Genomic DNA, 25,944 nt, shown 5'->3' with positions numbered 1-25,944 from the left:
GAGGTCACCGGGAAGGGACGCGCAGTTGAAAAGATCAACCTAAACCATAATGCCACGATCCACCCCGAACATCCCCGTCCGGTTAAAGTGTCTTCGTCGGCAGGTCTCCTGACTGATGGATCTTTGCTTTATTTCGCCTTCCCAAGCACGTAGGCTCAGTGGATATTGAAATGTGGCTCGCCATCTACAGTTGCGGGGGCAGTTTCGTTTAACGCACAAAGTACGCCGCGAATTCCCTATTAATTTCGTAAGAAAACCGACGAACTGATTACTGGGCTATGAAACTATTTCGGTCAACCCCATAATTTTCAGGCGACCTGTAAGTTGGCAAGCCCAACTGCGCTGCGCAAAATCTAAACGACCGGATTTCTGGCCGCGCTGCGGTTCTGCAACTAATGCAGCTGCAGAGAAATTTTCGCCGCGAGCACGCGCAGCACGAATATCAAATTGGCAGGTTGGGCTCGCTGCCGCCATTAGATCGGTCGCAGCATGCTTGCCTGACAGGTTGCGCGCCCACACCAGGGACGGCCCAGAGCCGACCTTTGGCGGGCCATTTAGATGCTGCGGCTGCAGCCCGCTTTGCCGACATTCGCCGCGCTTGCTCGGTTTCTGCCACCCAGAAGGTCCGCACCGCGGGACGAAGCGACCTTTCAACCTTGAACTTACGGGGTCCGCTTTGGGCGCGAACGAATGTAGTAATACTTTGATGAGACGGTAAAGCTGACGTTGGCTTCAGGAGCTAACAGCCTTCTCAGACTCGCTTGCCTCAGTTAAGGTTAAGTGATTGCAAAAAACGACAGGCATGACCCCCAGTTGGAAACCTTCACAACAATGTGCCCAATGAACTGTCATCCGACGCTCTGCGGGATGAAGGTCACTAAACACGACGACGGGCAGGTTCTTATTGAAGGGGATGAGACGAATCCCGACAGCGCAGGCTTCCTCTGCATGCGGGGAAAGGCTGCCCACGAGATCGTGGGGAACGACAAGCGCCTGCTGACACCGCAGATGCGCCGTTCGCGCGGAAGTGAGACCTGGCAAGATGTGAGCTGGGATGCCGCCATGGATTACATAGCCGCAAAGATGCAGGACGTGGGACGTGAGCGGGTCGGGTTCTGGCAAGCACACGGCAACTGGGGCAATGACTACGCATTTGGCCTCAAGCGCGCGCAGATGGATCGGTTCGCCAACTTATACGGCTGCCAGTATTGGAACCCTGCAATGATCTGCTGGGGTTTGGGTGGCTTTGGTGTTGGGATCACCGGTGCTCTTGAGACCTCGACCAAAGAGGACCTTGGCGCAAACTCTGAGCTTGTGATCCTCTGGGCGGCTAACACTGTGAGCCAGGCCAATACACTGCGGCACGTTGAAATCGCAAAACGGCGCGGAGCACGGATCGTCGTGATTGATGTGCGTCGCACCGAGGCATCTGCATTGGCCGATGACGTCATCCTCGTGAAGCCCGGAACCGACGCGGCACTCGCACTTGCAATGATGAACGTGATCTTAGCCGATGGGTCTCACGATACCGACTTTACTGCCGCAAATACGATCGGGCTGGACGCGTTGAGCGCTCATGTGGCCTCCATGACACCCAATTGGGCCGCCGCCATCACGGGCGTGTCGGCGCAGCAGATCGTTCAGCTCGCACGCCAATACGCGGCCACCAAACCAGCGATGATCGTCATCGGAGGATCTTCGCTCCACAAAGGTAGAAATACTTGGCAGGCGGCGCGCGCCATATCCTGCCTGCCCGCGCTCACGGGCAACTTCGGGGTCAAAGGCGGCGGCATAGGCCCGCGCCACGGAGGGCGCAGCCACGGCGTCGGCTTCAATGATGTCTCTGCGGCTGAACGGAGGCCACCCGGCAGTTACATTCCCAACCAGATGGAAGCTATTGTGGAGGCGCTGGAAAGTGGTGCGGTCAAGGTCTTCGTCACAATTGGCTCAAACGTGCTGTCTTGTTTTGCGGACACTGCACGCACCCGAGCTGCCCTTGCTAAGGCCGACTTGGTCGTTGCTTACGACATCTTCCCCAATCAAACGATCCGAGAATTGGCCGATATCGTCTTACCCGGGACGATATGGCTAGAAGAGATCGGCGCGAAATCCACAAACTCCCATGTTCATCTGTCTGACCGGGTTCTGCCTCCTGCGGGCGAGGCGCGCCCAGTCTATAATCTCTATAAAGGGCTTGCAGCGCGACTAGACGTCAAGGACGTCTACCCATGGGTCGATCAAGAAGCTGCTATTAATGCTGTGCTCGACCACCCTGCGACTGGTCATGCCACGGTCCAAACACTTCGTGCGAACGGCGGGCGCGTGCCTCTCAAGATCTCTCATGTAGCGTATCCCACCCTTGAGTTCTCAACCCCATCCGGTAAGATCGAATTCTTCTCCGAGCGCGCGCAAGCCATGGGTCTTCCGCCTTTGCCGATGCCGCCAAATGAACCGCCAGTCGATGGGCTCGCCCTTGCACACGGGCGCACTTTCGCGCAGTTCCACGCATTTTTTGATCACGGTCGCGCACTTCCAACCCTTGCTGCGAGAGAGGCGGAACCAGAACTCTGGATTGCCCCCGATGATGCATCGGCACGCGAGATCACGGATGGTGACTGTATAGAAATGTTTAACGCACGCGGCGCATTCCACGCGCGCGCCAAGGTCACGCGCCGAATGCCTGAAGGCACTGTCTGGATGCGCGACGGATGGCCCGATTTCAACACTTTGACTGAAGGAAGCTCCGTTTTGCCCGACGCCGCGCTCTCCGCGTTTCCATTCTCGGTTGGCCAAAACAACTACGGTGCCCGCGTTGAAATTCGGCCCGCAATCGCGAAGGATTGATACTTCGATGCCTGGATCGACGGGTGTAAGGACGGTTTGTTCGTTCGCATTCAAGGTCGGTTAATAGGAACCCTGGTACCTGCAAATGTCGGCTTCTGGTGCCTCGCGGTTTTTCCAGCAGTGTGCAGCATTTAACAGTTTGGGCTCGAAGCTGACATCTGACGGTTTTGGTTGGGCATTTAACCGGTTCTGGCATCTTCAATGACGGCTGTGCGGACGGAGCTGCCGTTCATTTATCGACAGCTCGGAACCAGATTTGGTAGGCTTTCCTTGTTGGAATTTCTCAGGAACGAAACCTCACATGCCCATGCCATGGACATATAGACACGCGTCAAAGGAATGGAGAGCGTTTCTCGATGATGCGAAAGAGCGCATGTGTCTAGAGTCAGACAACATGACCTACACCGCCGTTGACGCAGTACTCCAGGTGTTTCGCCGTCGCCTGACTGCACAACAGGGCTTGGACTTCGCGTCGGTTCTGCCAAGTGTGCTTCGTGCGATTTTCGTGAACAATTGGGAACCTGCGGCGCATCCTGCTCGCTTCTCCGAGCGGACTGAACTGACGAGCGAAGTAAAGCAGGTTCGCGTGAACCACAACTTGACCCCGGACAATGCGATCGAAGCAACTGCATGGGCGATCCGGCGCTGCACGAACAAAAGAGACTTCGAGCGTGTGCTTCAGAAAATGCCCGAAGGATCAGACGCATTCTGGCACGTCGACGTGGATGACGCTTCGGAACTTGAACAACGAATAATCTAGTTGCGACGCAGCATTCGGTGACTTGGGCTCTTCTGACACCTTCGCTGCATGATCTACGAGCGGCTGGTCTGGGAGGGTATGCCGTTCGCTGCGCAGCGCACCAACTCGAAAAGTGCGGACAAAGTAGCCGTTTGGTTTCGCCACTCACTGACTACCTTTCGTTGAAATGTAACTAAGACCTTTCGAAGAGCACTTTTCCATAAGTTGGGGGATGGCCCACTCACAAACCACCCCCCAGCCGCACTGGACTGCAATTGTCCAGGACGGTTGACTAAAACCCTTCAATTGCGGTTTCGACCTGGCCACAAAACTTATCAATATCGCGCTCAAGCATATCGCTTTCTCGGGTCTCATCTCTGACCGCAGATAGTTCATCTACAACAGCCAGCAAATCTTCTTCTGGAGCTGCCTCTGCGATGCGCACCAAAGCGCGAATAAGGGCGGCCGTTACGAGGCCATTACCCCGGGCAGCGCGTCTTAGAGCTGGCATAGAGTCGTGAAACAGTGCCTCAGCCGTGATGGACGGGTAAACCACCCGTACGTTTCCGTCATCATCCCGATACACACCCGTGCAGAGCTTTGACGACCACGCTCGAGCCAGAGACGCCGACAGTCGGTCGATGCAGACTATTGCGGTAAACGTGTCGTTGACACCCGGTGACAACGCCCGAAGTGCGATTTCAACGAGAAGATGGACAGAAAAGCGGATATCGCCATTAGGATCTCGCGCGGAGATTAACGGAGCTGCCGCTTGCACCAGATCATTAAGACTTTCGTCACTATCACCATAAACCTTGGCCAAAGTGTCCGATGGAACCATAAAGTCTCCTGGCTGCACATCAAAAACGACGACTGCTCCGGCTTCCTTGGCCGCACTCACTAGACCTTCGGTATTGATCGAATTCACATATCCAGTGCCCGAAGCCAAGACTTGGCGCTTGTCTCCCTCCTCAGGGACTGCCTCTGAAGATGGAGTATCTGCGCTGTTTTCGATTGCGGTGCTGACTTGGCGATCCAAGGCCTCAGAAATCCGCGCCGCCTCCTGATCAATGGTTACGCGCGTCGATACTGTATGAACGAAGAGCAACAGCAAAAGAACTGAGATGATCGAATAGACTATTCCAATCGCAACGGCCAAATTTACGGATGTGTCATCGCGTATCAGCCACAAGATCAACAAGCTGTATAAAAACGTCGCTCCAAGTGAGCCAACTGCAATCTGATTTACCCTGTCTTCGCCAAAACGCTGCAAGAGCCTGGGCCCAATTGATCCGGCTGCTAAGGTGTAGACCAGCAAAACAATGGAATAGACCATGACCAACGCGGACATGGATGCTGCCGAGATTGCGCTTAGTACATCGCTCGCAGTACGATTAGAAACGCTCAGCCAATCGGAAGCGGACCAACCCCAACTCGCGAGCGCTTGCTCCGTCTTGAAGACAATCCCAGCCACCAAAAGCCCTGAAAGACTAATGGCGGCAGGGATAGTTAGGAACCCACGAAAGTACCTCACTAATTCTCTAGGTGTTTGCATTCCTGTCTCCATTTACGACACGAGCTTTGTTCACAAACACAGCTCTACGAGAACCGGTCGGCCGCTTTTTTCAAAGCACTCTGCATATCGCCCCATGCAGCCTCGTAGCCCTTTTTGACATCTTCCCAGGCCTCGTCGCTAGTCGACTTCAAATCATTCAGTTGAGCCTCTGCGTCAGATCTTGCCTTGTAGAGCTTGCTGAGCTGCTCCTCGAGCTCGAGTTTGGCGTCCGCTTCGGCCACCTTCAGCTTGGCTTCGAGAACATCAATCTGGGCATTCCAACTATCCAGTTGCAGCTGTGCCTTTTTCTCGTACCCAACACGTGTCATCGTTTTTCCTTTCTTCGCAAACCTTGGTTCAAATCGAGGGGAGCCGCCAATTAGGCCGCAACAATTGCCTTGAGCATCCAGACGGCTTCCTCATGCTTCGCCATCCTGGCGTTCATCAGGTCCTCTGTAGCCCCATCGCCATAACGAGCGGCGGTCGCAGCCGTCTCACGCAGGTTCCGGACAATCGCTTCGTTGTCTGCGACCAATTGTTTGATCATGCCCTCTGCATCTTTAACCGTCTCTTCTTCGGTCAGCTTGGCTTGGCTAACCATGTCCGTGAACGAGATCGGTGCCACCTGACCCAACGCACGCACACGCTCGGCCAATTCATCCGCAGCTTCGAACAGGTCGCGATACTGACGCTCTGTTAGTTCATGGATCGGCAGGAATAGCGGGCCCACGACGTTCCAATGTGTGCCTTGTGTTTTCACCATCAGGACCATGGTATCGGCCAGTACTTCCGTCACCGCGTTGGCGATCCAGGCGTTCTTGTCGATGCCTGTGTCGTTGGTTTCTTCCTGAACTTCAGACTTTAAGACTTGCTGTATCATTTTCACTCCGTTTCGTTGCTTGCGGAGTAAACCTAAGAGCGATTCATAAAATTTCAAATAAAATCATATACTTAAGTTAGGTATCCGACACATCATGGGGCGCTTCATGATCCTGGGTATCCGGCACAACATGCCAAGATTGATGTAGACACACAGGCCCATTGCCATACATGCTTGGAGTAACTGACGTAAGCTACTGAGGTCATGCCAGTGTCTGATCAAAATCGACCGCCAAAGCGCACGGAAAAACTGCAACTGATGCTCGACCTCGAAGAGCTTAAAGCCATTGATGATTGGCGGTTCGAGAACAGACTGCCATCCAGAGCGGCCGCCATTAGAGAACTCATCCGCCGCGGTCTGATTTCCAATGAGTTTGAGGAACCACCTACTGATGCGCCTTCCGGTGAGTTTCGTGTTGTGGACGAGTGAAAAGACTATTCGCAGAACATCCCAGCGAAGTCCCAGTAAGGTTCGCTGTATCGCGCGCTCGGTTTTTTTGGATACCGCATAATGCTCGATCTTCTTTCAAAGAAACTGTGTCCGCTTTGGGCTCTTCAGGTTGTTTCGCCGCGAACGGTATCAAGAGCTGGTTCAAACCGACGTGCCTTTCGCTGCACTTTGCACCAATTAGAAAGTCGCGGGACATAGCTGCCGTCCACTTGGCACAAGGCAATAACCGCTCGCAGTCCACAGAGGGCACCAAGATTTACTGCGCTAAGTAGGCTCGCGCACAAAACGCAAAGCTGGCCTCAGGCAATTTCTTTGAAATCACAATTGATTTTGCAGCGAATGGCTCGGCTAAAACACAAAAGATCCAGTGTCAAATTTTGATTCAGCTGCTTTTCTCAATAGTGTTGGAAAGCAGAAAATTATTGATCGCACGGCGCCAATCATAAGGGTCAAGGTTGCAGAATGAAATTCTCGTATCTCCTTCACGATCACGTAACCCATCAACTTTACTTGCAATCACATTGCGCTGTGCGGCAAGCGCTTCGTCCAGCACAAGTCCGTATGCCTCCCAACGCGATGGAATCGCAATGATATCGACTGCTTGGTAAGCCTCTGCTGGATCTTCGGCGTGGCCCCGAAACTCGATGCGCGGGTCACCTTCTGCCAGTTCCTCAAGGTATGAACGCTGACTGCCTTCCCCGAAGATTAACAAGCGCGCCTCAGGCAATTGGGTTGACCGAAAGCCCTGGATCAAGACGTCGAAACCTTTCTGCTGCTCCAAACGCCCTATGGCACCAATTGTGGTTTTTGACTTGGGGGGCATCGTCTTTCGCGACAACTGCTCAAGATCAACAGTAGGAGGAACAACGGTCAGCTTTTCCGCAGAGACCAGGCGTCGCTCCTTCATCCAGTCCGATTGCGCGTGACTGACTGCGACCACCTGATCGAAGAAGGAATAGATCACCCTCAGCATGGCAAAGAACCGACGTTTGTGTGGGACATTCAGGGTGGTGAATGCCCGGGTGTAACTGTGTTCGACATGGACCAGCCGTGTGTCCAGATGCATCGCGCGAAGGGCCGAGAACGCGGGCAGGCTTCTCCAGCTTGGTACGACGTGGGACACAATGACATCCGCATTTAGTTTGCCCCAAGAAAATGCAGTCCGTTTGACCTTCAACACCTTTTGATCGACCGTTTCGGACAGATCTGACTGCGCCAAAAGATGGTCGAGCATCCGCATCACGCCACCCGCCGTGGTGTCGTCTACAAGGTGGAGTATCTTTTTCTGTGCCATGATTATACCTCACTCAGATCGATTGCACATTGGATTTCGTTTGCCCCAGCCGAGTGATTGGGCCGGGTCCAAACGTTTTCAACACGAAGGCTGCGGCGAAAGTGCTGAACGACTTTGCAGGTTCCTCCAACACCGGACGGAGGCTTTCCTGGACGCTTCGCGCAAACAACTCCCAAGCTGTGTCCCGGTCGAGGTTGGTGATCGCACGCCGTGCCAGATAACGCAGTTGATAGGCGCGGGCCGAGGGTTCGTGCCGCGCGAAGAACTCAGGGTTCAGCGGGCGCAGCTTCGCGACCATCCGCTCCCACGCCTCTAACTGGCGATCCAAAGCCGCAGACAGTCCGCCTGCGTTGATCCGATAGAGGGTCAGCAACCCCGGGATACCTTCGATCTGCCAGTCGGTCTTCAACATTAGCCGCATCCAGCATTCGATATCTTCGGATTGCCGGAAGGTCTCATCGAAGATCCAATCCCGCTCGGTCTCAAAACTCGGGCGGTACGCCAGAGCCTCCAGCACTGTTTTTCGAAAAACGGCTGCCGATCCGTTGCCGATTGGGTTGCGGTTCAGAACATGTGCTGCGGTCACATCCTTCAGGCGGGGTGCTTGCTTGATCCCCATCATGCACCCCGCCTCGTCGATCAAGGCACTGCCGGAATAACTTACCCCCACATCCGGTTCTGCCTTGAGATGGTGAATATGAGCCGCCAGCTTCTCGGGCATCCACAGATCGTCGGCGTCGCAAAAGCCGATGAACGCACCCCGCGCAGCAGCGATGCCGGTATTTCTGGCCCCCGCCAGCCCGCGGTTAGCTTGCCGGACAAGTCGCACGCGTGGGTCGCCTTGGTGAGTGCGGGCAATCTCCGAGGTCGCGTCCTGCGATCCGTCATCGACTATAATGATTTCGAAATCATCATAGGTTTGCGCCTGCAGTGAGGCGAGCGTTTCAGCCAAGGTTGCTTCGGCATTGTAGGCGGGTACAACGATGGATGCTGTGGGCATGGTGATCTCCTTCAGAATTCTCATGAAAACAACGCGCGTTTGATTGCTTGCGGCAGGATCGGGGCCAGTGCTGCCCCTGCTGCTGTGGGCAGGCCCCGACGCAACGGCAGCAGGAAACTGCGCGCATGAAGGCCTAAGCCGTTGCGTGTGAAAGACAGGGCCTGACCGTGGTGCCCCAACCGCAGCGCCCGGCGCGCGAGATAGCGCAGATAGACGGCCTCGGACGACCGCGACGGGAACACGCCATAAGACGCAGCCGTTTTTACCGCATAGCCCCGCCCAGCGCGCATCGCGTTCAAGTCCGAAGATAAGCCCCCAGCGCTCGTACGATACCAGACCTGGAACTGATCGACCCCTTTGATGGTGAAGCCTTCGCCTGCGAGGCGGATCAGCAGCTCCAAGTCTTCGTTATGCACTGTTCTCGTGTCCAACCCGCCAACGGCGTTGAAGACCTCTCGGCGGATCGAAAGATTGGACATGGTGCAGACCGGATTCTCAGCCAACAGATTCTGAATGGTCAGTGGCGAGACAGGAACGGTCGAGCATGTTTGAGAATCTCCAGGCTGATCGGCGAAGAACCGAATCTGCCCGAAAACCGCGTCGGACGACGAGGATTGGAAGGCTTCGTTAAGCTGCGCCAGCTTGTCCTTGTGCCACAGGTCGTCTGCATCACAGAACGCGAGTATATCCCCGTTGGCCACCTTGGCCCCATAGTTGCGGGCGGCACTTGGGCCATCAAACGGGCTGCTTGCGTCCCGGATGCGTGAATCCTGTTCAATGTGTTCCCGCACGACAGACAAGCACGCTTTGGAGGGGCGATCGCCGACGCAGATCGCTTCCCAATGCGTGAAACTTTGCGTGCGAATGCTGGTCAGCGTTTCGGCAATTGTGTCCGCATCGTTGTGAAACGGAACGATAATGGTAAAGAGGGTCATTGGAAGCCGAACCTTTCTGTTGTTTTGTGATCCCGAGGCAGCAGCACCCATGAGGCCGTCAACATCAGGGCAGCACTGGTCAGCAGGTATCCGACCGCCACTGGCATCAGCCCGAACGGCGCCATGATCACGGTGTTGAGGATCAATGCGAATGCAAGGGCCGCGCTGACCCGAAGCTCGGTAATCGCGCGATTTTCGGACCGCAGCCAACCCGCCACAGCGGACCAGATGACGCTTGGCAATGCGGCAAGGCACAGCACCGAGACCACCGGCGCAATCTGTTTCCACTCGGCCCCCAGCAGCAGCGGCACATAGACCGGTGCAAGGGCGGCTTGTAGCAAAACCAGCGGGCTCAGCACCAGGAGGGACGTGCCGAGCCCGTGACGCAACGCCTTGGTTTTATCCGGGGCTGCGCAAAGATGTGGGAAAAGAACAACTGAAAAGGCCTGCGTGAAAGATGTCGCCAAGCCGAGCCCGGCGTTGAAGGCCATGAAGTAGATGCCAAGACTCTCAGCCCCCAGTATCGCGCCAACCACAAGCTTGTCGGCCTGCAAACGCAGAACTTTGACGATCTCGACCCCCAGCACGGCCCAGCCGAAGTCAACAAATGGGCGAAGGGCGGCGAACCCATGTGTCGCGTCCGAAACCCAGGGGCGCAGGCGGCGCATCAGAACCAGCCAGATCGGTGCAGCCAGCAAACGGGGCAGCACCAAGGCAAGCGGCGAGGCCCAGAGCAGCGCCAGTAGCGCCGCCATGAGATTCGCACCAAGCACCTGCCCCCCGGCAATGGCTGCGGTTTGTTGCAACTTGCCTTCGCGCATCGCAAGCGCGGCCTGCACCAGACCTGCAGGCATGAACAGATACTCTCCGGCCAGAATGGCGAGCAGCAGAGCCAAAGTCTGATACCCCATCGCGTAAAGGACAACGGCAATTGCCACCTGCAGCAGAAACAGCCCTCCACACCAAACCCAGAAAATACGATGTGCGGTGTTGCAACGCTGTTCCAGATCGGCCTGTGGGGCCTGAATAATCCTCTGCCCCACGCCGTTCTCGGTCAGCGCCTTTAGGATATCCCCGGCCGCGAGGGCAGCGGCAGCCAGCCCTATAGCCTCGGGGCTAAGGCTGCGGGCCACGACGACAACGACCACAAGGCGCGACGCCTTTGCAGCCACTTCGGAGGCCGCATAGGCCAGCAAGTGCCGCAAGAAACCGGAATGTGCCAATCGCTGAGTCATGTCGCCAAATGTCCAAAAACAGTGTTGGGACCAGTTCTAATTGGCCGCGATATCCCTGTCCCAGACGCGGGAGGACAGCCATACGAACCATCCGGCGAGCGACCTATCCGAATGGGATAAGCGGCAATCCCGATGCCGGTCTGACGCACATCAAGACACTGCTGTAGCTGTGGATGCAGTTCAGGAGAGTTCAAAATGACACGACATTTCAAAGTTTTGGTTTTAGGGGCCGTCAGCGCGATTGCGCTGTCGGGGTGCAGCAGCATGAAAACCCCGCGCAACATCGAACCCGTCGCCAAAGGCGAAAGCTATCAGGCGCAGTACCGCGCCCCATCGCGACACCGGACAAATGCACCTTTGCTGCAGGCAGAGCATATGAACGGGCGCGCATGTATGCCTCAGACCGGTGATCAGGGCGCAAACGCCTTTGCCAAATGGTCCCAGCCCGCACTTAGCCCGCTGTTGGGCGAGAAGCTTTCGCGCAACGACATGGTGCAGATCACCATCGACGGGGATGAGCTCCTCAGTGACACCTATGTTGTGTCCCGCGATGGCGATCTGAAGCTGCCCTACCTGCCGCCCGTGCGCGCGCAAGGCAGAACGACTGAACAGGTGGAACGGGATGTTGCCCGCGTTCTGGTGGCGGCGCAGTTCTACGACAGCACCCCGCGCGTAACGGCGCGCATCAGCGATTTCGCCTCGGTCACTGTCGGCGTGAAAGGAGCAGTGTTCGAGCCCCACTCAGTCGAGATAGGAGGCATTCCAGGCGACGCGCTGGATCGGGGGCGTCAGGGCGTGCTGGGTGCGTCGACCGAGGCGCGCAACTTGTCAGTCGCCATTCGCGCCGCCGGAGGCGTGCGCCCAGATGCGGATCTGTCGGCGGTCGAGCTGCACCGGCAGGGCACAATCTATCGCATGGACCTGCGCGGCGTATTCGAAGGCTCGGACCCGACCGACATCATGCTGTTGACCGGGGATCAGATCGTGGTCAACAGTCGAGGGTGTTTTCAGGATGATCTGATGCGACCCAGCCCGATCAGCCCACCCGGCGTGACGCTCTATATGTCCAACCTCACACAACCTGCGACCGGAAACGCGCAGTCGGCCATTGGACGCGACGTGCGTGAGGTTCCTTATGGCACGCGCTACCTGCAGGCCGTAGTCGATACCAACTGCGTCGGCGGGGCCAAGACCACCAATGCCAATCGCAGCGCGGTCCTGTTCACACGAAACCCGATGACCGGAAACTCGATCGTCATTGAACGCAACATCGAAAAGCTGCTGCGACGCGGGGATCGGGATGACTATGACCCCTATGTTCTGCCGGGTGATGCGATTGCCTGCTACGACAGCAAAGTGACCGGCCTGACCGAAGTCGCCCGCGCGGTAGGCATCGTTGGCGCAGCGGCGCTGCTGGCCCCCTAAATCAACCCCGAGCGGGCGATGCTTTCGCCCGTTCCCATGCGGCGGAGACTGCAGCGAGTTTGTCAGTGATATCTTTGTGTTCCTTGGCTGCAGTCTCTACCGCAATTAACGCCTCTCGAAACTCTTCCGCACAGAAGGTCGCCGCACTGCCAGCCAGTTTGTGACAAGCCCGTGCGATTTGGTCTAAATCGGAATGGTCAAATGCTCCGGTTCGTAGCCGTGCAACGAACTCATCCCCTTCAGCAATAAATTTGCTATGCAGACGGGCAAAGACCTCGGGCCCGAGGCTGTCTTTCAACTCTGCCAAGGCATCAGGTTGCGCGCTTTGCGAAACCCGCCCTTCAGTACGTGTGACCACCGAAAGCGCCTTGCGCAGGGCATCAATCGAGATCGGTTTGCCAATGAAAGCCGTCATCCCAGCCGCGCGAAAAGTCTCAACTGCGTCTGGCAGGACATTGGCCGACACCGCAATAATCGGCACATCCGCCGACTGTCCCTGGCCGTTACGAATATGGCGCGCAGCGGTTGGCCCATCCATCACCGGCATGCTGATATCCATCAGAATCGCGTCGAACCTCTGACGGCCAGCCTTTTCGACGCCAACTTGCCCATTTTCCGCCGTCGTGACGCGATGTCCATCCAGCGCCAACATATTGCAGATGACTTCGAGGTTTATCTCGTTGTCTTCGACCACCAGCAGGTTCAGAGGGCGCACGGTCTCTGTATTGATCTGAGCAGCATCTAGCAGTTGGTCACGCGCAGACGGCTGCAACGGTATCCGCAGCCAGAAGACGCTGCCTTCGCCTAATGTGCTTTCCGCACCAACCTCGCCGCCCATCGCCTGCGCGAAACGACGGGCAATCCCCAGACCAAGCCCGGTTCCTCCGACCGTGCGACCGATTGAGGGATCGCTGGTGTAGAAGTCATCAAAAATGGCGTCGATCTCATCCTCGGCGATGCCTGCGCCGGTATCGATCACACGCACTTCATAGACATGTGCCTTACCCTGATCTGCCGGTTCACATCTTTCGACCTCAATCGACACACGGCCGTTTTCGGTAAACTTGATCGCATTGCCCACAAGGTTCAGCAGAATTTGCCGCAACCTTTGCGCATCAGCCGCAACATGCGGATAGGCCCCACCCACCCATTGCCACGAGATCGAGTTGCCGCGCGAAGCCGCATTGCCGCTTTGGCCATCCACCAGGTCCTGCAGCATCGCGTTCAGGTCCGTCGGTTCGTTCGCGACGGACAGTCTACCCGCCTCGAATCGAGCAATGTCTAGCACCGTATCTACATGGTTCTGCAATACCTGGCCCGAGATTTCCATGTTTCGGACAAACTGCGATTGCTGTTTGGTCGTGCGAGTATTTTTGAGCAGGGTGAGGTTGCCGAGCAGCCCGTTCAATGGCGTTCTGATTTCATGACTCATGACAGTCAGGAAATCCGACTTGGCCTTTTCCCCGGCAAGAGCGCGGTCGCGGGCCAAGACGAGCTCTTTTTGATCCGCCACACTTTGCGAAATATCTCGCACGAAGCCGATGACGATTTCCTCGTCCCCGGCCTGGGCGGATTGCAAAGCCAGTTCGACGGGAAAGACATCACCGTTCTTGCGCATCGCCTCAAGCTGAACGCGCCCTTTGCCGACGACATGTCGGTCGCCTCCGCTTTGCATCCGCTCTATGCCTTCATCATGGGCAGCGCGTAGATGCGAAGGCACGATCAATTCACCGATCGAATGCCCTTTGGCCTCTGACTCGGAATACCCGAAAATCGCGTGTGCCGCCGCGTTGAACTCCAGCACTTTGCCAGCGGCGTTCACCACGATTACGGCGTCCAATGATGTCGACAGGATCGTATTCATTCGCTGGTTGGCCTGCCGGATCGCGCGCCCCCGTCGAATGGCTTTGCGGTTAACCGCTAATAGATAGGCGCTGGCTGCGGCCAGTGTCAGGAGCAACCCTCCGGACAAAACGGCCAGTTGTACAAGGCTCAACGCGGTTTCTTCGCGTCTCTGGTCAGACTGGCGCGCGAAATAAGCGAGTGCCGAAATCGACAGTGCGCGTACTTGTGGTGCGATCCCCTCGGCGTTTCTAAGAAGATCCGGCAACTCAAGTCTTAGCCACTGATCCTCAGCGTCGATTGTGGGAACCGATACCTCAAGATAGTCAGCGACCCGCGCCAGAGGTTCGGAAAACTTAGGATCACCGCGCAGGGTTTCAAACAGCCGCGAGGTGTTCAGAATATCGATGCGGCTGTACAAAAGATCGAAACGACGACGTACAAGGTCCAGGCTTTCAGGCTTTAGCTCTGTATCCGAAACACCTGCCACAAGCGCGTTCTGGTAATACAGAAATTCAACCTCAACCTGCGTCAGCGTCCATTGCACGTTGTCCGTTTGGGCGGATTGCCGGTCGCGCAGGTCAGCTATCACCTTGACTGACAGTAAGACGACCAATGCAAGGGCACCTAAAACGGCGATACCGATGAGCCCGAAGGCCCACCGGCGTCGCGAGTGGTTTGGTTTTTCGGTCGTCAAGCTATTTCCTGCACCCACTGCCCGGGACTTTGTTGCAACCCCACGCTATTTCACGATCTCCAACCTGTCGAGTTGCCAGATGCTGCGAGAGTAAATCACCTCGGCCTGGTATTTGGTATCACTATCATAAGGGTAAACGATCCACAGCGGCCCCTTCTGTCGTCTGGACATGGCCGCCCCGTCCATTTCATAGGCGACAATCGGGTCCCGTGCTGAGATTGAAGCCACCGGAATTTCCACTGTGTAATCGTTGATTGCCGTTGCCCGGATCGTCGTACCTTGTGCCCCGACATGCTCCAATAGGACCGATAGCGGTACGCCGACAAAACTGGTCTCGGCTTCGGTCCAGATCGTCGAAGTTTCGAAGCTACGCTGGGGCAAGGCCTGCAGCATTTCCATATCGAACTGCGCAGTTCCTTCCGGCCCGGTCTTCGCGACATTACCAGATATGGTCAGAACGACGTCACCTTGCGGAGTTGTCAGGTCTTCTGCCTGAGCAGTAGCCAGACTAAAGGTGAAAGTTGCCGTGAGGATAGCAAATAGCATTCGCATCATTGTCTCCATTCCTTTGACCAAAAGAAACCAGAAAGAGGTTCGCCGCGACAGGGGGCATGGGGATAAGCACCTATCCGAACGGATAGGTGCCAATATCTCATGCTGCAGCAGACATAAGGTTCATGCGTTGACGAAGCATTGATTGGAACCCGTCGCGCAGCTCGGCGCGCTCTAACGCAAAGACGGTTGTCGCCTCAAGATAACCCGCGACCGAGCCACAATCGAAGCGCTCGCCTTCAAAAGCGAAGCCGCTACATCCGGTCCCTTGAATATCGGCCCCGATCGCATCGGTCAGTTGAATTTCATTGCCCGCACCAGGCGCCAGGCCATCCAGACGATCAAAGATCGAAGGTTGCAGGAGATAGCGCCCAACAATGCCAAACTCTGACGGCGCCTGATCGGCAGAAGGCTTTTCAATCAAACCGCGCAGATGCTGCACCCGGCCTGACCTGCGCTCGATATCGACCACGCCATAGGCACTGATCCGGTCGGACGGCACAGCCTCGGTCGCAATCATGTGACTGCCTTCAAACTTCTGGACCATTTGCGCCAGGACCGGGCGCTGCGCGTGGATCACATCATCCGGCAGGATCACGGCAAAGGGTTCATCACCAACAATGTCACGTGCCAGAGACACCGCGTGGCCCAGGCCGCGTGGGCTATCTTGTTGGACAAAGCTGTATGTCTCATCCTCAAGGTTCGTGCGGCGCAAGCGGTTCAGCAGGTTGGTTTTGCCACCATTTTTCAGTTTGCGCTCCAGCCCCGAGTTGCGCCCGAAATACGCCTCAAGCGCGGATTGGCCGGTTGAGGTGATGAAGATGAACTCCTCAACCCCAGCCGCGCGGGCCTCGTCCACCGCATATTGGATCAGGGGGCGGTCAATCAGCGGCAACATCTCCTTGGTCACCGATTTGGTAGCGGGAAGAAATCTTGTGCCCAGACCCGCGACCGGAAAAACAGCTTTGCGAATACGTGTCATTTCAATACTCCTAGATTTGATCAGTAAGCGCCTCTGCCCGACACGACGGCGCGTGCGGTCATTGCGATAAGGATGAGGTTCAGAAGAAGCGAGCGAGAGCGGACATAGGCCGTATCCAGCTCGATCATGCGGTCAAAGCCGATGCCGGCGCGGCCCGAAACCTGCCATAGGCCAGTGATACCGGGGCGCACCTGCAGGCGCTCCAGCGCTTGTTCAGGATAGGCGGCAACCTCTTCGGGCAGAGCGGGGCGCGGACCGACCAGCGACATATCCCCTTTCAGCACATTGAAGATTTGCGGCAGTTCATCCAGCGAGAACCGACGCAGAACCTTTCCGACGCGGGTAACGCGTGGGTCATTTTTGGCTTTGAAGCATACGCCCTCACGATCTGAATGGGCGAGCAGGTCCGCACGACGCTTTTCAGCGTCCTGCGCCATCGAGCGGAACTTGTACATCGTGAAAGGCACCCCGTTTTGACCAATTCGCGTCTGCCGGAAAAATGCTGGGCCGCGACTGTCCAATCGCACAAATGCTGCGATTACACCCATGGGCAGGGCCAGAACCGACAACGCGACCATCGCCAGCCCCAGGTCCAGGAAACGACACGCTGTCAACTTGGAAACGGAATCGCGTAACGCGCGCCCGAGAAACTCAAAATTGCCCAACAGGTATCTACGGGCCATACGGCGCGGCTCCATCGCCAGGCGCCATGCCCACTCCATCCGTGCGCGCCGAACGACACTCGGTGCGCGACGTACATTTCCAGCGAGGAAATCGAACAACGCACCCACGCCCACTGCTATGCGAGGGTCCAGTCGATGGCGGTATTGCGTGATCCACAGCTCCTGCAGCGGGACGCCCATTGCGACCAACAAGATGTCTGCGCCGGACTGGTTAATATCGTCAATGGCCTCATCAACGCGCGCGGCCCCTTCGTAGCCATCGCGCATACCGGCTACGGACAGATCAGGGATCATGTGCTGCAACCGAGTTGCCGCAGCCTGAGCCGTTCCGGGGCGTCCGCCCAGGAGGAAAACCGACTGACCCATCTGCGCGGCACGCTGCAGTAGCTTGGGAACAAAATCCGTGCCGTTCAGGTTCTCGACCAATTGAACACCTTGCAACTTCGCCGCGACCGCTACCCCAATCCCGTCAGGTAGGATCATATCTGCCCGGGCCAATGCCGCTCGATAGGTATGGTTGCGGGCCCGAATATTTGCGCAATGTGCATTCAGGAAGAACACCGTCCGGCGTGTCCCATCCAGCAGTTTCGAAATCACCTGTCCGGATTGGGCATTCACTATTGGCAACCCCATAATCTCTGTCTTTCCCAGAGCCGGGCCTGGTATTGGCTGCGCACCCTCATACATATCTTGGACTGACAGGAACTGCATGGAACTCTCCGATCAACGATGACAATCTGTGCCTTCAGACTGCCAATTTGAATTCGCAACCGATAGGCGAACATCAGGAGAGGAATCGGAGATTAGGTCTATTCAAGCGACCCCGCAGCACATAGCGTGGAGAAAATGGCCCACTCACCTATCCGATCGGATATTCACCTGCCCGACTGCCAGGCTTCATGCCATGCGCGCAAAGAACTATTGACGAACTTAGGGGTGGTTGGGGTAGACGGAGATTTGAGATGAAAGTTCTTATTGCTGACGACCACGAGCTTATTTTGGACACGCTCGTTGCGTTCATAGACGCCGCAGGCGGGATCGAGGTAGAGACCGCGCCGGATTTTCCCACCGCGAGAACCCTGATTGAAAACGACGGAGCCTTTGATCTGGTCCTTCTGGACCTGAACATGCCCGGTATGAACGGGTTGAGCGGGCTTGAAACCTGCATAGCCATGGAAGGCGCGCAGCACGTGGCCCTGTTTACCGGCGACACCTCGCGTGATCTGGCGCAACGCGCCCTGGAGCTTGGGGCAGCGGGTTTCGTCCCCAAAACTCTACCGGCAAAATCCCTGGTCAACGCGATCCGCTTCATGGCGATGGGGGAACAGTACCTTCCTGCGGGTTTCATGAACGCAGAGCAGCCGGAAGACTCCCACCCGATGGCTCAAAAACTGACCGAGCGTGAGCGGCAGGTTCTGAAAGGCTTGACCGAAGGAAAATCCAACAAGGAAATCGCCCGTGATCTGGATCTGTCCGAACCGACGATCAAACTTCATATGAAGACTCTGTACCGTAAAGTTGGTGTCAGCAATCGAACGCAGGCCGCCCTGGCCGCGCGTGAGGCCGGATTGTTCTAAGCGTCACTATCCGAAGGGATAGGGGGCGCTCCCAATCCCCTCGGCCCCTAGCCTGCTGAGCGAATGATCAGCGATAAGTTGCGGTGTATCACCCTTGCAAGAAAGGGTTTTTCCATGCCGCAACAGATTTCGAACTCCTCTGCTTCCACGCGCGACACGCAATTTCTGCACTGGGCGCGCATTTCGCGATCTAATTTCAGAACGCTCGGGTGGCGTCGGATCGTAAAAGGCGGACGCCTCAGCGACGCAGGCCGCCTGCCCCGTTATGTGGCTCTGTTCCTTCTGGGAACGAGCTTTATCTGGGCCCCGATCAGCGGATATCTGGCAACCGCGCCTGTGAAATACACCTCACATGCATCATTGATCCTGCCAGGATCTGGCGCTTCGGCTTCAGTCAATCTGGCCAATATCGGTCAGGCATCTTCGTACGCGAACTCTGCCTTTGCCAATGGGTCGATCAGCCCGACGGAAACATACAAACGTTTGTTGTCGGCCGACAGGATCCTCGATGCGGCGGCCAAGGCGGTAGAGGCTGACCGGGACGCGTTTGGTAAGCCGCGGGTTCAACTGGTCGATCAAACCAGCCTGATTCATATTGAGCTTCAGGCGACCTCTCCGGCAGACGCTCAGCAATATGGTGACGCCTTGGTGGCCGCCTTTTTCGCTGAGATTGACGCCCTGCGCGCTGATGAAATTGCGACCCGAGAGGCCAGCAATACAGGCGCGATCGAAGACTACACCCGCGCGATTCAGGGCACGCGGGCCGAGATCAAACAGCTGCAATCAGAAAGCGGGCTGATCTCGGTGGCGCAATACCAAGAACAGGTCGCCGCAAATGACCGTGCAAAGCAAGAATTGCGTACGCAGGAGAGCGAGCTGGCACGCCAATCGGAACGTGTCGCCGCGCTTCAAGTCGCGTTGAATCTGCCCTCTGATGCAGCGGCGGCAACGCTGAAACTCTATGCTGATGCGCAGTACCTGTCGCTGCTTGAGGACGTATCGGTGGGGGCTGCAAAGCTGGCGCAGGCCGATGCAACCTATGGATCGCGGCATCCGATCTACGTGAATGCCCAAAACGACTATGAAGGGGCGCGATCGGTTGCTTTGGAACGCGCGTCGCAGGTGACGGGCCTCACGGCCGAGCAGCTCGGTGGACTGGATCGCGCGCCGGAAGGGCAACGGGCGCAGTTGCTCAGTGAGTTGGTGCGCGAGGATGCCTTGCGTGCCGGATTGGAAGAACATGTCGCGACACTGCGCGAACAAGTCCGTCTGGAAACCCTGCGCCTGTCGGACCTCGCCCCCATCGCCGCTGAGCTGGAGGACCGTCAAAGAGATTTTGCCGTGGCAGAGGCCGTGTTCGCCTCTGCCATCGCTCGGTCCGAGTCGAAGAAGACCGATGTCTATGCCTCCTACCCGTTGATCCAAGTGCTGGAAAACCCATCGCTGCCATCACGCCCGTCTTCACCAAACAAGAAGATCTCGATTGCCGCGGGGATCGCTGCAAGCCTTATGCTGCTGATGGGTTTGGTTCTGGCATGGATCCGAAACCCGCTGATCTCAAAGCTGCTGAAAGACCAGAAAGAGGCCGCAGTTTGACGCGTGTTGCCCCTCAAACGCCAGCCGAAAAGATCGTCTGGTGTACGCTGATCTGGACATGGCCGTTCTACGGGCTTGGCGCGCTTTATGTCGTCGGTCCGGTGCTGGGTTGGATGCTGGCTGCGATGGCCGGGTTGTCACTTTATCTCGGCCCTGCGATCCGCTCAGATATGCGAGCAACGGGACCTGTACCCGCTATGGTCTGGATCTGGAGCGTTAGCATGCTGGTGATGCTAATCTCACTTTGGGCAGGTCACGCGGATTGGAACCTTGGCACCACCAAAACGATCAAATCGAGTATCGGATGGGCAAAGGGTTGGGCGCTGATCCCGTTGTTTATCCTAGCAGGGGCGGTTTTGCCAATACGGCGCGAGGTTTTGGTCAGAGGGCAATGCGTGCTGGGCCTTTGGACCTTATGCCTTCTGCCACTACTCATTGTCGCCCCTTATGCCGGACTGCCGCATCTGCTGTTTACGTCTCCACTGAAAGCAGTTGGCGGCCCGGGACCTGAATATTTCTCGGTCTACTTGTATACAATCGACCCCGCCAGCGGTACGCCGCGATGGCAATTCTTTGCGCCCTGGTCGCCCTTCGCTGCACTGTTGGGCGTCTGCATGGTCCTGTTCGCTTTGGAAGAAAAGCACCGCAGATGGAAGGCTATCGGTTTGACCGCCGGAGTTCTGATGATCTTGATGTCCAAATCCCGCATGGGCTTGGTTGGATTGGTGGTCTGCTCAATGTCACCGCGCCTCTTGCCCCTTGTCGCCCGCAGTTTGGGTTGGGTCTTATTGTCCGCAGTCGCGACAGCCGTAGCCGTTTGGGGCGCCGCCTTTGTCGATATCGGGAACCGAGCCCTCTACAGTTTCAAATCCGCGCGCGCCGACAGCACCCGTGTGCGTGAAACCTTGCAGCGTATCGCATATGAACGATGGCAGTCAGATGCGATGATCTTCGGGCATGGCACGGTCAGACCCGGAGCACATCTAGTTGAATACATGCCGATCGGCAGCCACCACACTTGGTACGGGTTGCTATTCGTCAAAGGGCTGACCGGATTTGCAGCGTTTCTCGTTCCCTTCCTCGGTCATTTAGCAATCGTCACCCTGGACGCCATAAAGTCGGAACGCGGGAGGCTGCCGCTCGGGCTGTTGCTCACAGTTCTCCTGCTGACCTTTGGAGAGAACGTTGAAATCCAAACCTATCTACTCTGGCCGACCTTACTGATGCTCGGATTGCATTTGCGAGAGGTCAAATCAGTGTGTCTGGGAAGCTGATACGCCGCTATGCCCGAAAGCACGCCACAGGAGTTGCGTGACAAGGCCGTCTTCGCGCTTTTGTGCCTGACGGGCATCAGGGTCGGTGCACTTATTTCTCTCCGCATCAAACACATCGACCTTGCCGAGAAGTCCGTGACCCAAAACCCGCGTGAGGTTGCGACAAAGTTTGGCAAGCCTATCGACACGTTCTTTGCGAAAGATTTTGAAGAGGCCGAAGCCGTTCTGACGTCATGGCTGACCTATCTGGACGAAACCGCTCTCTATGGCCCGGACGATCCGCTTTTTCCTGCAACCGCGCTGACCTGCAGTGCAAACACCGGATTTCAGGCAACCGGTTTCGATCGCCGCTCTTGGAAAAGCACAGAACCTGTCCGCAAGATCGTCAACACTGCCTTTAAGGCTGCAGATCTTCCAAATTTCGGCCCGCACGCGTTTCGCCACATGCTCGCGCGCCACGTCGCCAAAACCTGCACCTCCGTCGCCGAACTTGTCGCAACATCCCAGAACCTCGGCCACACAGACGTTTTAACGACTTTGCGCAGCTACGGCCAAATCAGCCGCGAACGCCAACGCGCGCTTGTTACCGGCGAGTCAGATGATGACGTTTTGGGTGATTGAAGCGCCAGGCGGGTAAAGCACAGTAAGGTGTGGGAATAAATGTGGGAACCAGCATATTGAATTATAGTTTTATCTATAAAATTCGATGCATTAATGAGTTTTTATGGCGGAGACGAAGGGATTCGAACCCTCGAGACGGTTTCCCGCCTACTCCCTTAGCAGGGGAGCGCCTTCGACCACTCGGCCACGTCTCCGCTGGCGGGTATATCCTTGCCAGTCACCCAGATACAAGGCGATTTTCCCGACCCGCGACATTTTTCTGAAATGCAGCTTGGCGGCCGTAAGTTGGCGGAAACTTGACCGCGGCAACCTGTGTGTCGCAGGCTGCGACGCCGCGCGGGTCTGGCTGGGGCCACCGGCCTTGCGGCACCTGAATTTGGCGTTGAATTGGCTGTAAACCTGCCGGGTCAAACAGAAACCTTGCCAAATGGACCATGTTCAAGGCATATTTGCGCAGGTTTAATCTATTATTGAACGAACAATAAAAGAATTTTCGAGGGGTAGACCGGGCAGCAGACGAGAACGTCTGACATGAACCTTTTGGGGGAAGGGGAACCGGTTTTGGTGTGGTTAAAGGTATTTTTGGTTACGTGGTTTGTGTGGGTGCTGCCAACGCAGGCATTATCGACCATAGGCGAGGTGTTGAGTGTAAAGCCCGGTGCGGAAATCACCAGGGCGGGCAAAACGCAACCTCTGCGGCAGGGAATGCAGGTCGCTTCGGGCGACGCAATTTCCACCAACAGCAGCGGTGTCGTGCAACTGGTCTTTGTGGATGAAACCAAGATTGCAATCGGGCCGAACGCCCGAATGACCCTGGACGTGACGATGCTGCGCGGCAACCGCAAGGCCAAAAGCTTTGCGGTTCAGGCGCTGGGCGGCAGTTTCCGCTTTATCTCTGGCAAAAGCAGAAAACGCGCCTATTCCATCAAGACGCCAACTGCCACCATGGCGGTGCGCGGAACAATCTTTGACATGTGGGTGGTCCCGGGCAGCCAAAGCGCAATGGTGGTGCTGGAAGGCACGGTACGCATGTGCGGTCTGCGCGGCGGTTGCCGATCGACGGGGCGGCAATGCAGCCTTTTTGCAACCAGCCAGCGCGGCAATGTCGGGCGTCCGATTGACCAGGGCGAGTACGAAAAGGCGCTGCAGCTGGGATTTCCCTTTATCGAGTCCCAGGCAAGATTGTTGCGCCCGTTCCAGGCCGAGGTTGAGGGCTGCGCGCGCGAGGCGGCCCCTGTGCGGCGCGCCAAGTCAGATGCGCCCGCGCCGCGCCAAAGGCAGGCGTCGAAGCCTGTCTCAAAGCCGGCACCTGCGGTTCAGAGGGATCCGTTCAGCCGACGGGATGTGCCGGCCGCGAACATCGATCCGGGGCGGTAGGTTGTGCGGCCGCGCGGCACCGGTTGCTGAAATCCGTGGCGGTTCAAACAGACCCGGATGCGTGGTCCGGGGGCAACGATGATTGGCAGAAGAAAAGAAAGGAACGGCAGGCGGTTCGCCTTTTTGCTGGTCGGGTTGGGCCTGATCCTGTTCGGGTGTTTCATCCGGGTCGTCGACCCCTATCCGGTTCGGATGTCGCGGTTGATCTATTTCGACGTGCTGCAACGGCTTTCGCCACGGGATTATGACCCCCAGATACCGGTACGCGTCGTGGATATCGACGAAGAGTCGCTGTCGACCTGGGGGCAATGGCCCTGGCCCCGCACCCTGCTGGCCGAGATGGTCGGGCGCCTTGGTGAACTGGGCGCCGCGGCAATTGCATTTGACATGCTGTTCGTGGAACCGGACCGGTATTCGCCAGCCCGTTTGGTGCGCGACCCGGCGCTGGCGGGGGTGTTAAAGGTCGACCGCGCGGCGGGCGAGATGGACAATGACGTCGCATTCGGCGAGGTGATCGCCCAATGGCCCGTGATCCTGGGGGCGGCAGCGCGTCTGACACCGGGGGACAGGCCGGTTTTGCCCAAGGCGGGGATCATCGAAATTGGCGAAACGCCAGGTCAGGGCTTGATAACCGTCCCCTATTGGACCCCGCCCGCAATCCCGCTGGACCGTGACGCGGCCGGGATCGGCGGGGTCAATGTCTCGCCACTGGGGGGAACAAATGTCGTTCGGCGCGTCCCGGTTTTGTGGGGTGGGCCTGATGGAATTCTGCCCGGCCTCGGCATCGAGGCGCTGAGGGTGGCGATGGGCGAAACCGTCATTCTGGCCGAAGGCGCACCGGACGAATCCGGTATCGTGCTGGGCGTCGAGGTTGGCGGATTTCGCCTGCCGACCACGGAAAACGGGGAAATCTGGGTCAGGTATCGACGCGACGTGCCCGATGCCTACTTGTCGGCGAATGACATCATGCTTGGCACCGATACCGCAGACCTGCGGGCGCAGATCGAAGGCAGGATCGTGCTGGTGGGCACATCTGCGGCGGGGTTGTTCGACATGCGCCAGACGGCGCTGGGGGAATCCGTGCCGGGCGTGTCGATCCACGCGCAGGTGATCGAACAGGTGCTGATGGGCGAAATGCTGAGCCGTTCGGACGTGACGGCCGCGCTGGAACTGCTGGCTTTTGTCGTGCTGGGGCTGGTGGTGACCGCTGTTATGTCAAGCTTTGGTGCCGTTGCATCATTCCTGGCCGGTGGGATTGCCGCCGCGGTTGTTATCGTCATCAGTTGGCTGGCCTTTCAGAACCAGCTGGTTCTGTTTGACGTGACCTTTCCGCTGATGGGCGGAATGGCCAATTTCGGGTTGCTGGCCGGGTATCTGTTCATATCCACCGAGCGCGAGAAACGGGTGATCCGACAGGTCTTTTCGCATTACGTCGCGCCGGAAATCCTGGAAGAAATGGAGGCCACAGGCCACCAGCTGCAACTGGGCGGGGAAACGCAGGAAATCACCGTCATGTTCTCGGATATCCGGGGCTTTACACCCTTGTCCGAATCTGTGTCGGCGACCGAGCTGGTGACCCTGCTGAATGCGCTGTTTTCGGAAATTGGCGACCAGATCCTGCAGGAACGGGGAACGATCGACAAGTTCATAGGGGATGCCGTCATGGCGTTCTGGAACGCCCCCTTGCCGGTGCAGGATCATCCCCTTCGGGCCGCGCGGGCGGCGTTGCTGATGCGGCAGGCGCTGGTGGCATTCAACGCGTCAGAGGTCATGCGGGGGCGCGCGCCGCTTGCCCTGGCCACGGGTTGCGCCTCGGGTCGTGCCTGCGTCGGCAATATCGGGTCGCGACGTCGGTTCAACTATACCGTCATCGGTGACGTGGTGAATGTCGCGGCCCGGATCGAGCAGACCTGCCGCCACGTGAACTATGACATATTGCTGTCCCGCTCGGTGTTTGACGTGGTGCAGCACGATCTCGCGATGCTTGAGGCGGGGTTTGTCGATCTCAAGGGCAAAAGCGACCTTGAACCCGTCTTCGTGCTGGTCGGGGACCGCGCGGCGATCAATCAGGACGCCTTTCGTGGCCTCGAACAGGTCCATGCCAAGCTTATCCGGGCCATACGGTCGCGCAAATCCTTTGATCATATCCAAAAGCTGTGCGCCGATTGCATCGCGATGGGAATGCGGGTCGACCCCGGCCTTGAGGGGTTTTACCGCGCATTGCCGGGGCGGGCGGCCGACTTCCGGTCCGATGTGCGGTCAGACCAATTGCTGTTCAGCCATCACAGCCCGGACATTTCCGGGCCCCGGCGGCACTAGGCGAACGAAAAAAGCGGGCCGCTGTCCTAATACACAGCGACCCGCTTTGATCAGAAAGGGTTATTGG

At 57.3% G+C, this 25,944-nt stretch carries 21 protein-coding genes, 1 tRNA gene and 1 riboswitch; of the genes, 10 read left to right on the top strand and 12 right to left on the bottom strand.

Annotation, left to right across the window (positions count from 1 at the left end; translation table 11 throughout):
- Positions 1-81: 81 nt before the first annotated feature.
- Positions 82-276: riboswitch (cobalamin riboswitch) on the bottom strand.
- A gap of 537 nt (positions 277-813) precedes the next feature.
- Together ACXAG8_RS13040 and ACXAG8_RS13035 are read left to right on the top strand one after the other, a co-directional pair.
- A complete protein-coding gene (locus tag ACXAG8_RS13040; protein WP_475225919.1) occupies positions 814-2,844 on the top strand; it encodes a molybdopterin-containing oxidoreductase family protein in 2,031 nt (676 codons plus the stop codon).
- A 394-nt stretch (positions 2,845-3,238) separates the two neighbouring features.
- Entirely contained in the window at positions 3,239-3,604 is a 366-nt protein-coding gene (locus ACXAG8_RS13035; protein ID WP_475225912.1) for a DUF2267 domain-containing protein, read from the top strand.
- 271 nt (positions 3,605-3,875) lie between these two features.
- Here ACXAG8_RS13035 and ACXAG8_RS13030 read toward each other — a convergent pair whose 3' ends face one another.
- From ACXAG8_RS13030 to ACXAG8_RS13020, 3 genes are read right to left on the bottom strand one after another with little or no spacing between them, the layout of a single operon-like run.
- On the bottom strand, positions 3,876-5,138 hold the full coding sequence (locus tag ACXAG8_RS13030) for a DUF2254 domain-containing protein (protein ID WP_475225907.1): 1,263 nt from the start codon (positions 5,136-5,138) through the stop codon (positions 3,876-3,878).
- Between the two features lie 44 nt (positions 5,139-5,182).
- On the bottom strand, positions 5,183-5,467 hold the full coding sequence (locus tag ACXAG8_RS13025) for a sll1863 family stress response protein (protein ID WP_353391507.1): 285 nt from the start codon (positions 5,465-5,467) through the stop codon (positions 5,183-5,185).
- Between the two features lie 50 nt (positions 5,468-5,517).
- Positions 5,518-6,018, bottom strand: a complete 501-nt coding sequence (locus ACXAG8_RS13020) for a Dps family protein (RefSeq protein WP_475225902.1) — start codon at positions 6,016-6,018, stop codon at positions 5,518-5,520.
- A gap of 210 nt (positions 6,019-6,228) precedes the next feature.
- Here ACXAG8_RS13020 and ACXAG8_RS13015 point away from each other — a divergent pair, with 210 nt between their 5' ends.
- Positions 6,229-6,447, top strand: coding sequence for a hypothetical protein (locus ACXAG8_RS13015; protein WP_152456637.1), 219 nt, complete (start codon positions 6,229-6,231; stop codon positions 6,445-6,447).
- Between the two features lie 403 nt (positions 6,448-6,850).
- Here ACXAG8_RS13015 and ACXAG8_RS13010 read toward each other — a convergent pair whose 3' ends face one another.
- Genes ACXAG8_RS13010 through ACXAG8_RS12995 form a run of 4 tightly spaced genes read right to left on the bottom strand, consistent with a single transcriptional unit; the run spans position 6,851 to position 10,932 of the window.
- Positions 6,851-7,762, bottom strand: coding sequence for a glycosyltransferase family 4 protein (locus tag ACXAG8_RS13010; protein WP_475225899.1), 912 nt, complete (start codon positions 7,760-7,762; stop codon positions 6,851-6,853).
- Positions 7,763-7,775: 13 nt separating this feature from the next.
- A complete protein-coding gene (locus ACXAG8_RS13005) occupies positions 7,776-8,762 on the bottom strand; it encodes a glycosyltransferase family 2 protein (RefSeq protein WP_475226678.1) in 987 nt (328 codons plus the stop codon).
- Between the two features lie 20 nt (positions 8,763-8,782).
- Positions 8,783-9,697, bottom strand: coding sequence for a glycosyltransferase family 2 protein (locus ACXAG8_RS13000; protein WP_475225895.1), 915 nt, complete (start codon positions 9,695-9,697; stop codon positions 8,783-8,785).
- The gene (locus ACXAG8_RS12995) at positions 9,694-10,932 is read right to left on the bottom strand and encodes an oligosaccharide flippase family protein (protein WP_475225890.1); all 1,239 of its coding nucleotides are present in this window, start codon (positions 10,930-10,932) and stop codon (positions 9,694-9,696) included. Before ACXAG8_RS12995 ends, ACXAG8_RS13000 begins: the two co-directional genes overlap by 4 nt.
- Before the next feature lie 195 nt (positions 10,933-11,127).
- Here ACXAG8_RS12995 and ACXAG8_RS12990 point away from each other — a divergent pair, with 195 nt between their 5' ends.
- The gene (locus ACXAG8_RS12990) at positions 11,128-12,357 is read left to right on the top strand and encodes a polysaccharide biosynthesis/export family protein (protein WP_475225887.1); all 1,230 of its coding nucleotides are present in this window, start codon (positions 11,128-11,130) and stop codon (positions 12,355-12,357) included.
- A 1-nt stretch (position 12,358) separates the two neighbouring features.
- Here the strand turns inward: ACXAG8_RS12990 and ACXAG8_RS12985 are convergent, their stop codons facing one another.
- The 4 genes from ACXAG8_RS12985 to ACXAG8_RS12970 all read right to left on the bottom strand — a co-directional run bounded on the left by ACXAG8_RS12985 (position 12,359) and on the right by ACXAG8_RS12970 (position 17,746).
- Positions 12,359-14,896 (bottom strand): ATP-binding protein, encoded by a 2,538-nt coding sequence (locus tag ACXAG8_RS12985; protein WP_475225882.1) that lies wholly within the window; start codon positions 14,894-14,896, stop codon positions 12,359-12,361.
- Between the two features lie 45 nt (positions 14,897-14,941).
- Positions 14,942-15,451 (bottom strand): putative pterin-binding protein, encoded by a 510-nt coding sequence (locus ACXAG8_RS12980; RefSeq protein ID WP_475225877.1) that lies wholly within the window; start codon positions 15,449-15,451, stop codon positions 14,942-14,944.
- Between the two features lie 97 nt (positions 15,452-15,548).
- On the bottom strand, positions 15,549-16,430 hold the full coding sequence (locus ACXAG8_RS12975; RefSeq protein WP_475225873.1) for a UTP--glucose-1-phosphate uridylyltransferase: 882 nt from the start codon (positions 16,428-16,430) through the stop codon (positions 15,549-15,551).
- A gap of 20 nt (positions 16,431-16,450) precedes the next feature.
- Entirely contained in the window at positions 16,451-17,746 is a 1,296-nt protein-coding gene (locus ACXAG8_RS12970) for a WecB/TagA/CpsF family glycosyltransferase (RefSeq protein WP_475225870.1), read from the bottom strand.
- A gap of 329 nt (positions 17,747-18,075) precedes the next feature.
- Here ACXAG8_RS12970 and ACXAG8_RS12965 point away from each other — a divergent pair, with 329 nt between their 5' ends.
- From ACXAG8_RS12965 to ACXAG8_RS12950, 4 genes are all read left to right on the top strand, one after another.
- Complete coding sequence (locus ACXAG8_RS12965) at positions 18,076-18,690, top strand: LuxR C-terminal-related transcriptional regulator (protein WP_475225863.1); 615 nt, start codon at positions 18,076-18,078, stop codon at positions 18,688-18,690.
- A gap of 267 nt (positions 18,691-18,957) precedes the next feature.
- Positions 18,958-20,286 (top strand): GumC domain-containing protein, encoded by a 1,329-nt coding sequence (locus tag ACXAG8_RS12960; protein WP_475225859.1) that lies wholly within the window; start codon positions 18,958-18,960, stop codon positions 20,284-20,286.
- Positions 20,226-21,560: an O-antigen ligase domain-containing protein gene (locus tag ACXAG8_RS12955; protein WP_475225855.1), complete on the top strand. Its 1,335-nt coding sequence runs from the start codon at positions 20,226-20,228 to the stop codon at positions 21,558-21,560. Before ACXAG8_RS12960 ends, ACXAG8_RS12955 begins: the two co-directional genes overlap by 61 nt.
- A 9-nt stretch (positions 21,561-21,569) precedes the next feature.
- On the top strand, positions 21,570-22,181 hold the full coding sequence (locus ACXAG8_RS12950) for a tyrosine-type recombinase/integrase (protein WP_475225850.1): 612 nt from the start codon (positions 21,570-21,572) through the stop codon (positions 22,179-22,181).
- Between the two features lie 104 nt (positions 22,182-22,285).
- Here the strand turns inward: ACXAG8_RS12950 and ACXAG8_RS12945 are convergent.
- Positions 22,286-22,375: transfer RNA gene (locus ACXAG8_RS12945), tRNA-Ser, on the bottom strand.
- A gap of 445 nt (positions 22,376-22,820) precedes the next feature.
- Here ACXAG8_RS12945 and ACXAG8_RS12940 point away from each other — a divergent pair.
- Positions 22,821-23,558, top strand: coding sequence for a FecR family protein (locus ACXAG8_RS12940; protein WP_475225847.1), 738 nt, complete (start codon positions 22,821-22,823; stop codon positions 23,556-23,558).
- A 78-nt stretch (positions 23,559-23,636) separates the two neighbouring features.
- Positions 23,637-25,877 (top strand): CHASE2 domain-containing protein, encoded by a 2,241-nt coding sequence (locus ACXAG8_RS12935; protein ID WP_475225844.1) that lies wholly within the window; start codon positions 23,637-23,639, stop codon positions 25,875-25,877.
- The last annotated feature ends 67 nt before the right edge of the window (positions 25,878-25,944 follow it).

The sequence above is a fragment of the Ruegeria sp. ABD4_443 genome (genome assembly GCF_056160865.1).
This window is presented reverse-complemented; position numbering and strand designations above follow the sequence as displayed.

Excerpts from the sequence above, each read along its gene's own strand:
- ACXAG8_RS13035 (WP_475225912.1), top strand. The coding sequence starts at position 3,239 with ATGACCTACACCGCCGTTGACGCAGTACTCCAGGTGTTTCGCCGTCGC.
- ACXAG8_RS13030 (WP_475225907.1), bottom strand. The coding sequence starts at position 5,138 with ATGCAAACACCTAGAGAATTAGTGAGGTACTTTCGTGGGTTCCTAACT.
- ACXAG8_RS13025 (WP_353391507.1), bottom strand. The coding sequence starts at position 5,467 with ATGACACGTGTTGGGTACGAGAAAAAGGCACAGCTGCAACTGGATAGT.
- ACXAG8_RS13020 (WP_475225902.1), bottom strand. The coding sequence starts at position 6,018 with ATGATACAGCAAGTCTTAAAGTCTGAAGTTCAGGAAGAAACCAACGAC.
- ACXAG8_RS13010 (WP_475225899.1), bottom strand. The coding sequence starts at position 7,762 with ATGGCACAGAAAAAGATACTCCACCTTGTAGACGACACCACGGCGGGT.
- ACXAG8_RS13005 (WP_475226678.1), bottom strand. The coding sequence starts at position 8,762 with ATGCCCACAGCATCCATCGTTGTACCCGCCTACAATGCCGAAGCAACC.
- ACXAG8_RS13000 (WP_475225895.1), bottom strand. The coding sequence starts at position 9,697 with ATGACCCTCTTTACCATTATCGTTCCGTTTCACAACGATGCGGACACA.
- ACXAG8_RS12995 (WP_475225890.1), bottom strand. The coding sequence starts at position 10,932 with ATGACTCAGCGATTGGCACATTCCGGTTTCTTGCGGCACTTGCTGGCC.
- ACXAG8_RS12990 (WP_475225887.1), top strand. The coding sequence starts at position 11,128 with ATGACACGACATTTCAAAGTTTTGGTTTTAGGGGCCGTCAGCGCGATT.
- ACXAG8_RS12980 (WP_475225877.1), bottom strand. The coding sequence starts at position 15,451 with ATGATGCGAATGCTATTTGCTATCCTCACGGCAACTTTCACCTTTAGT.
- ACXAG8_RS12975 (WP_475225873.1), bottom strand. The coding sequence starts at position 16,430 with ATGACACGTATTCGCAAAGCTGTTTTTCCGGTCGCGGGTCTGGGCACA.
- ACXAG8_RS12970 (WP_475225870.1), bottom strand. The coding sequence starts at position 17,746 with ATGGGGTTGCCAATAGTGAATGCCCAATCCGGACAGGTGATTTCGAAA.
- ACXAG8_RS12965 (WP_475225863.1), top strand. The coding sequence starts at position 18,076 with ATGAAAGTTCTTATTGCTGACGACCACGAGCTTATTTTGGACACGCTC.
- ACXAG8_RS12955 (WP_475225855.1), top strand. The coding sequence starts at position 20,226 with ATGGATCCGAAACCCGCTGATCTCAAAGCTGCTGAAAGACCAGAAAGA.
- ACXAG8_RS12950 (WP_475225850.1), top strand. The coding sequence starts at position 21,570 with ATGCCCGAAAGCACGCCACAGGAGTTGCGTGACAAGGCCGTCTTCGCG.
- ACXAG8_RS12935 (WP_475225844.1), top strand. The coding sequence starts at position 23,637 with ATGATTGGCAGAAGAAAAGAAAGGAACGGCAGGCGGTTCGCCTTTTTG.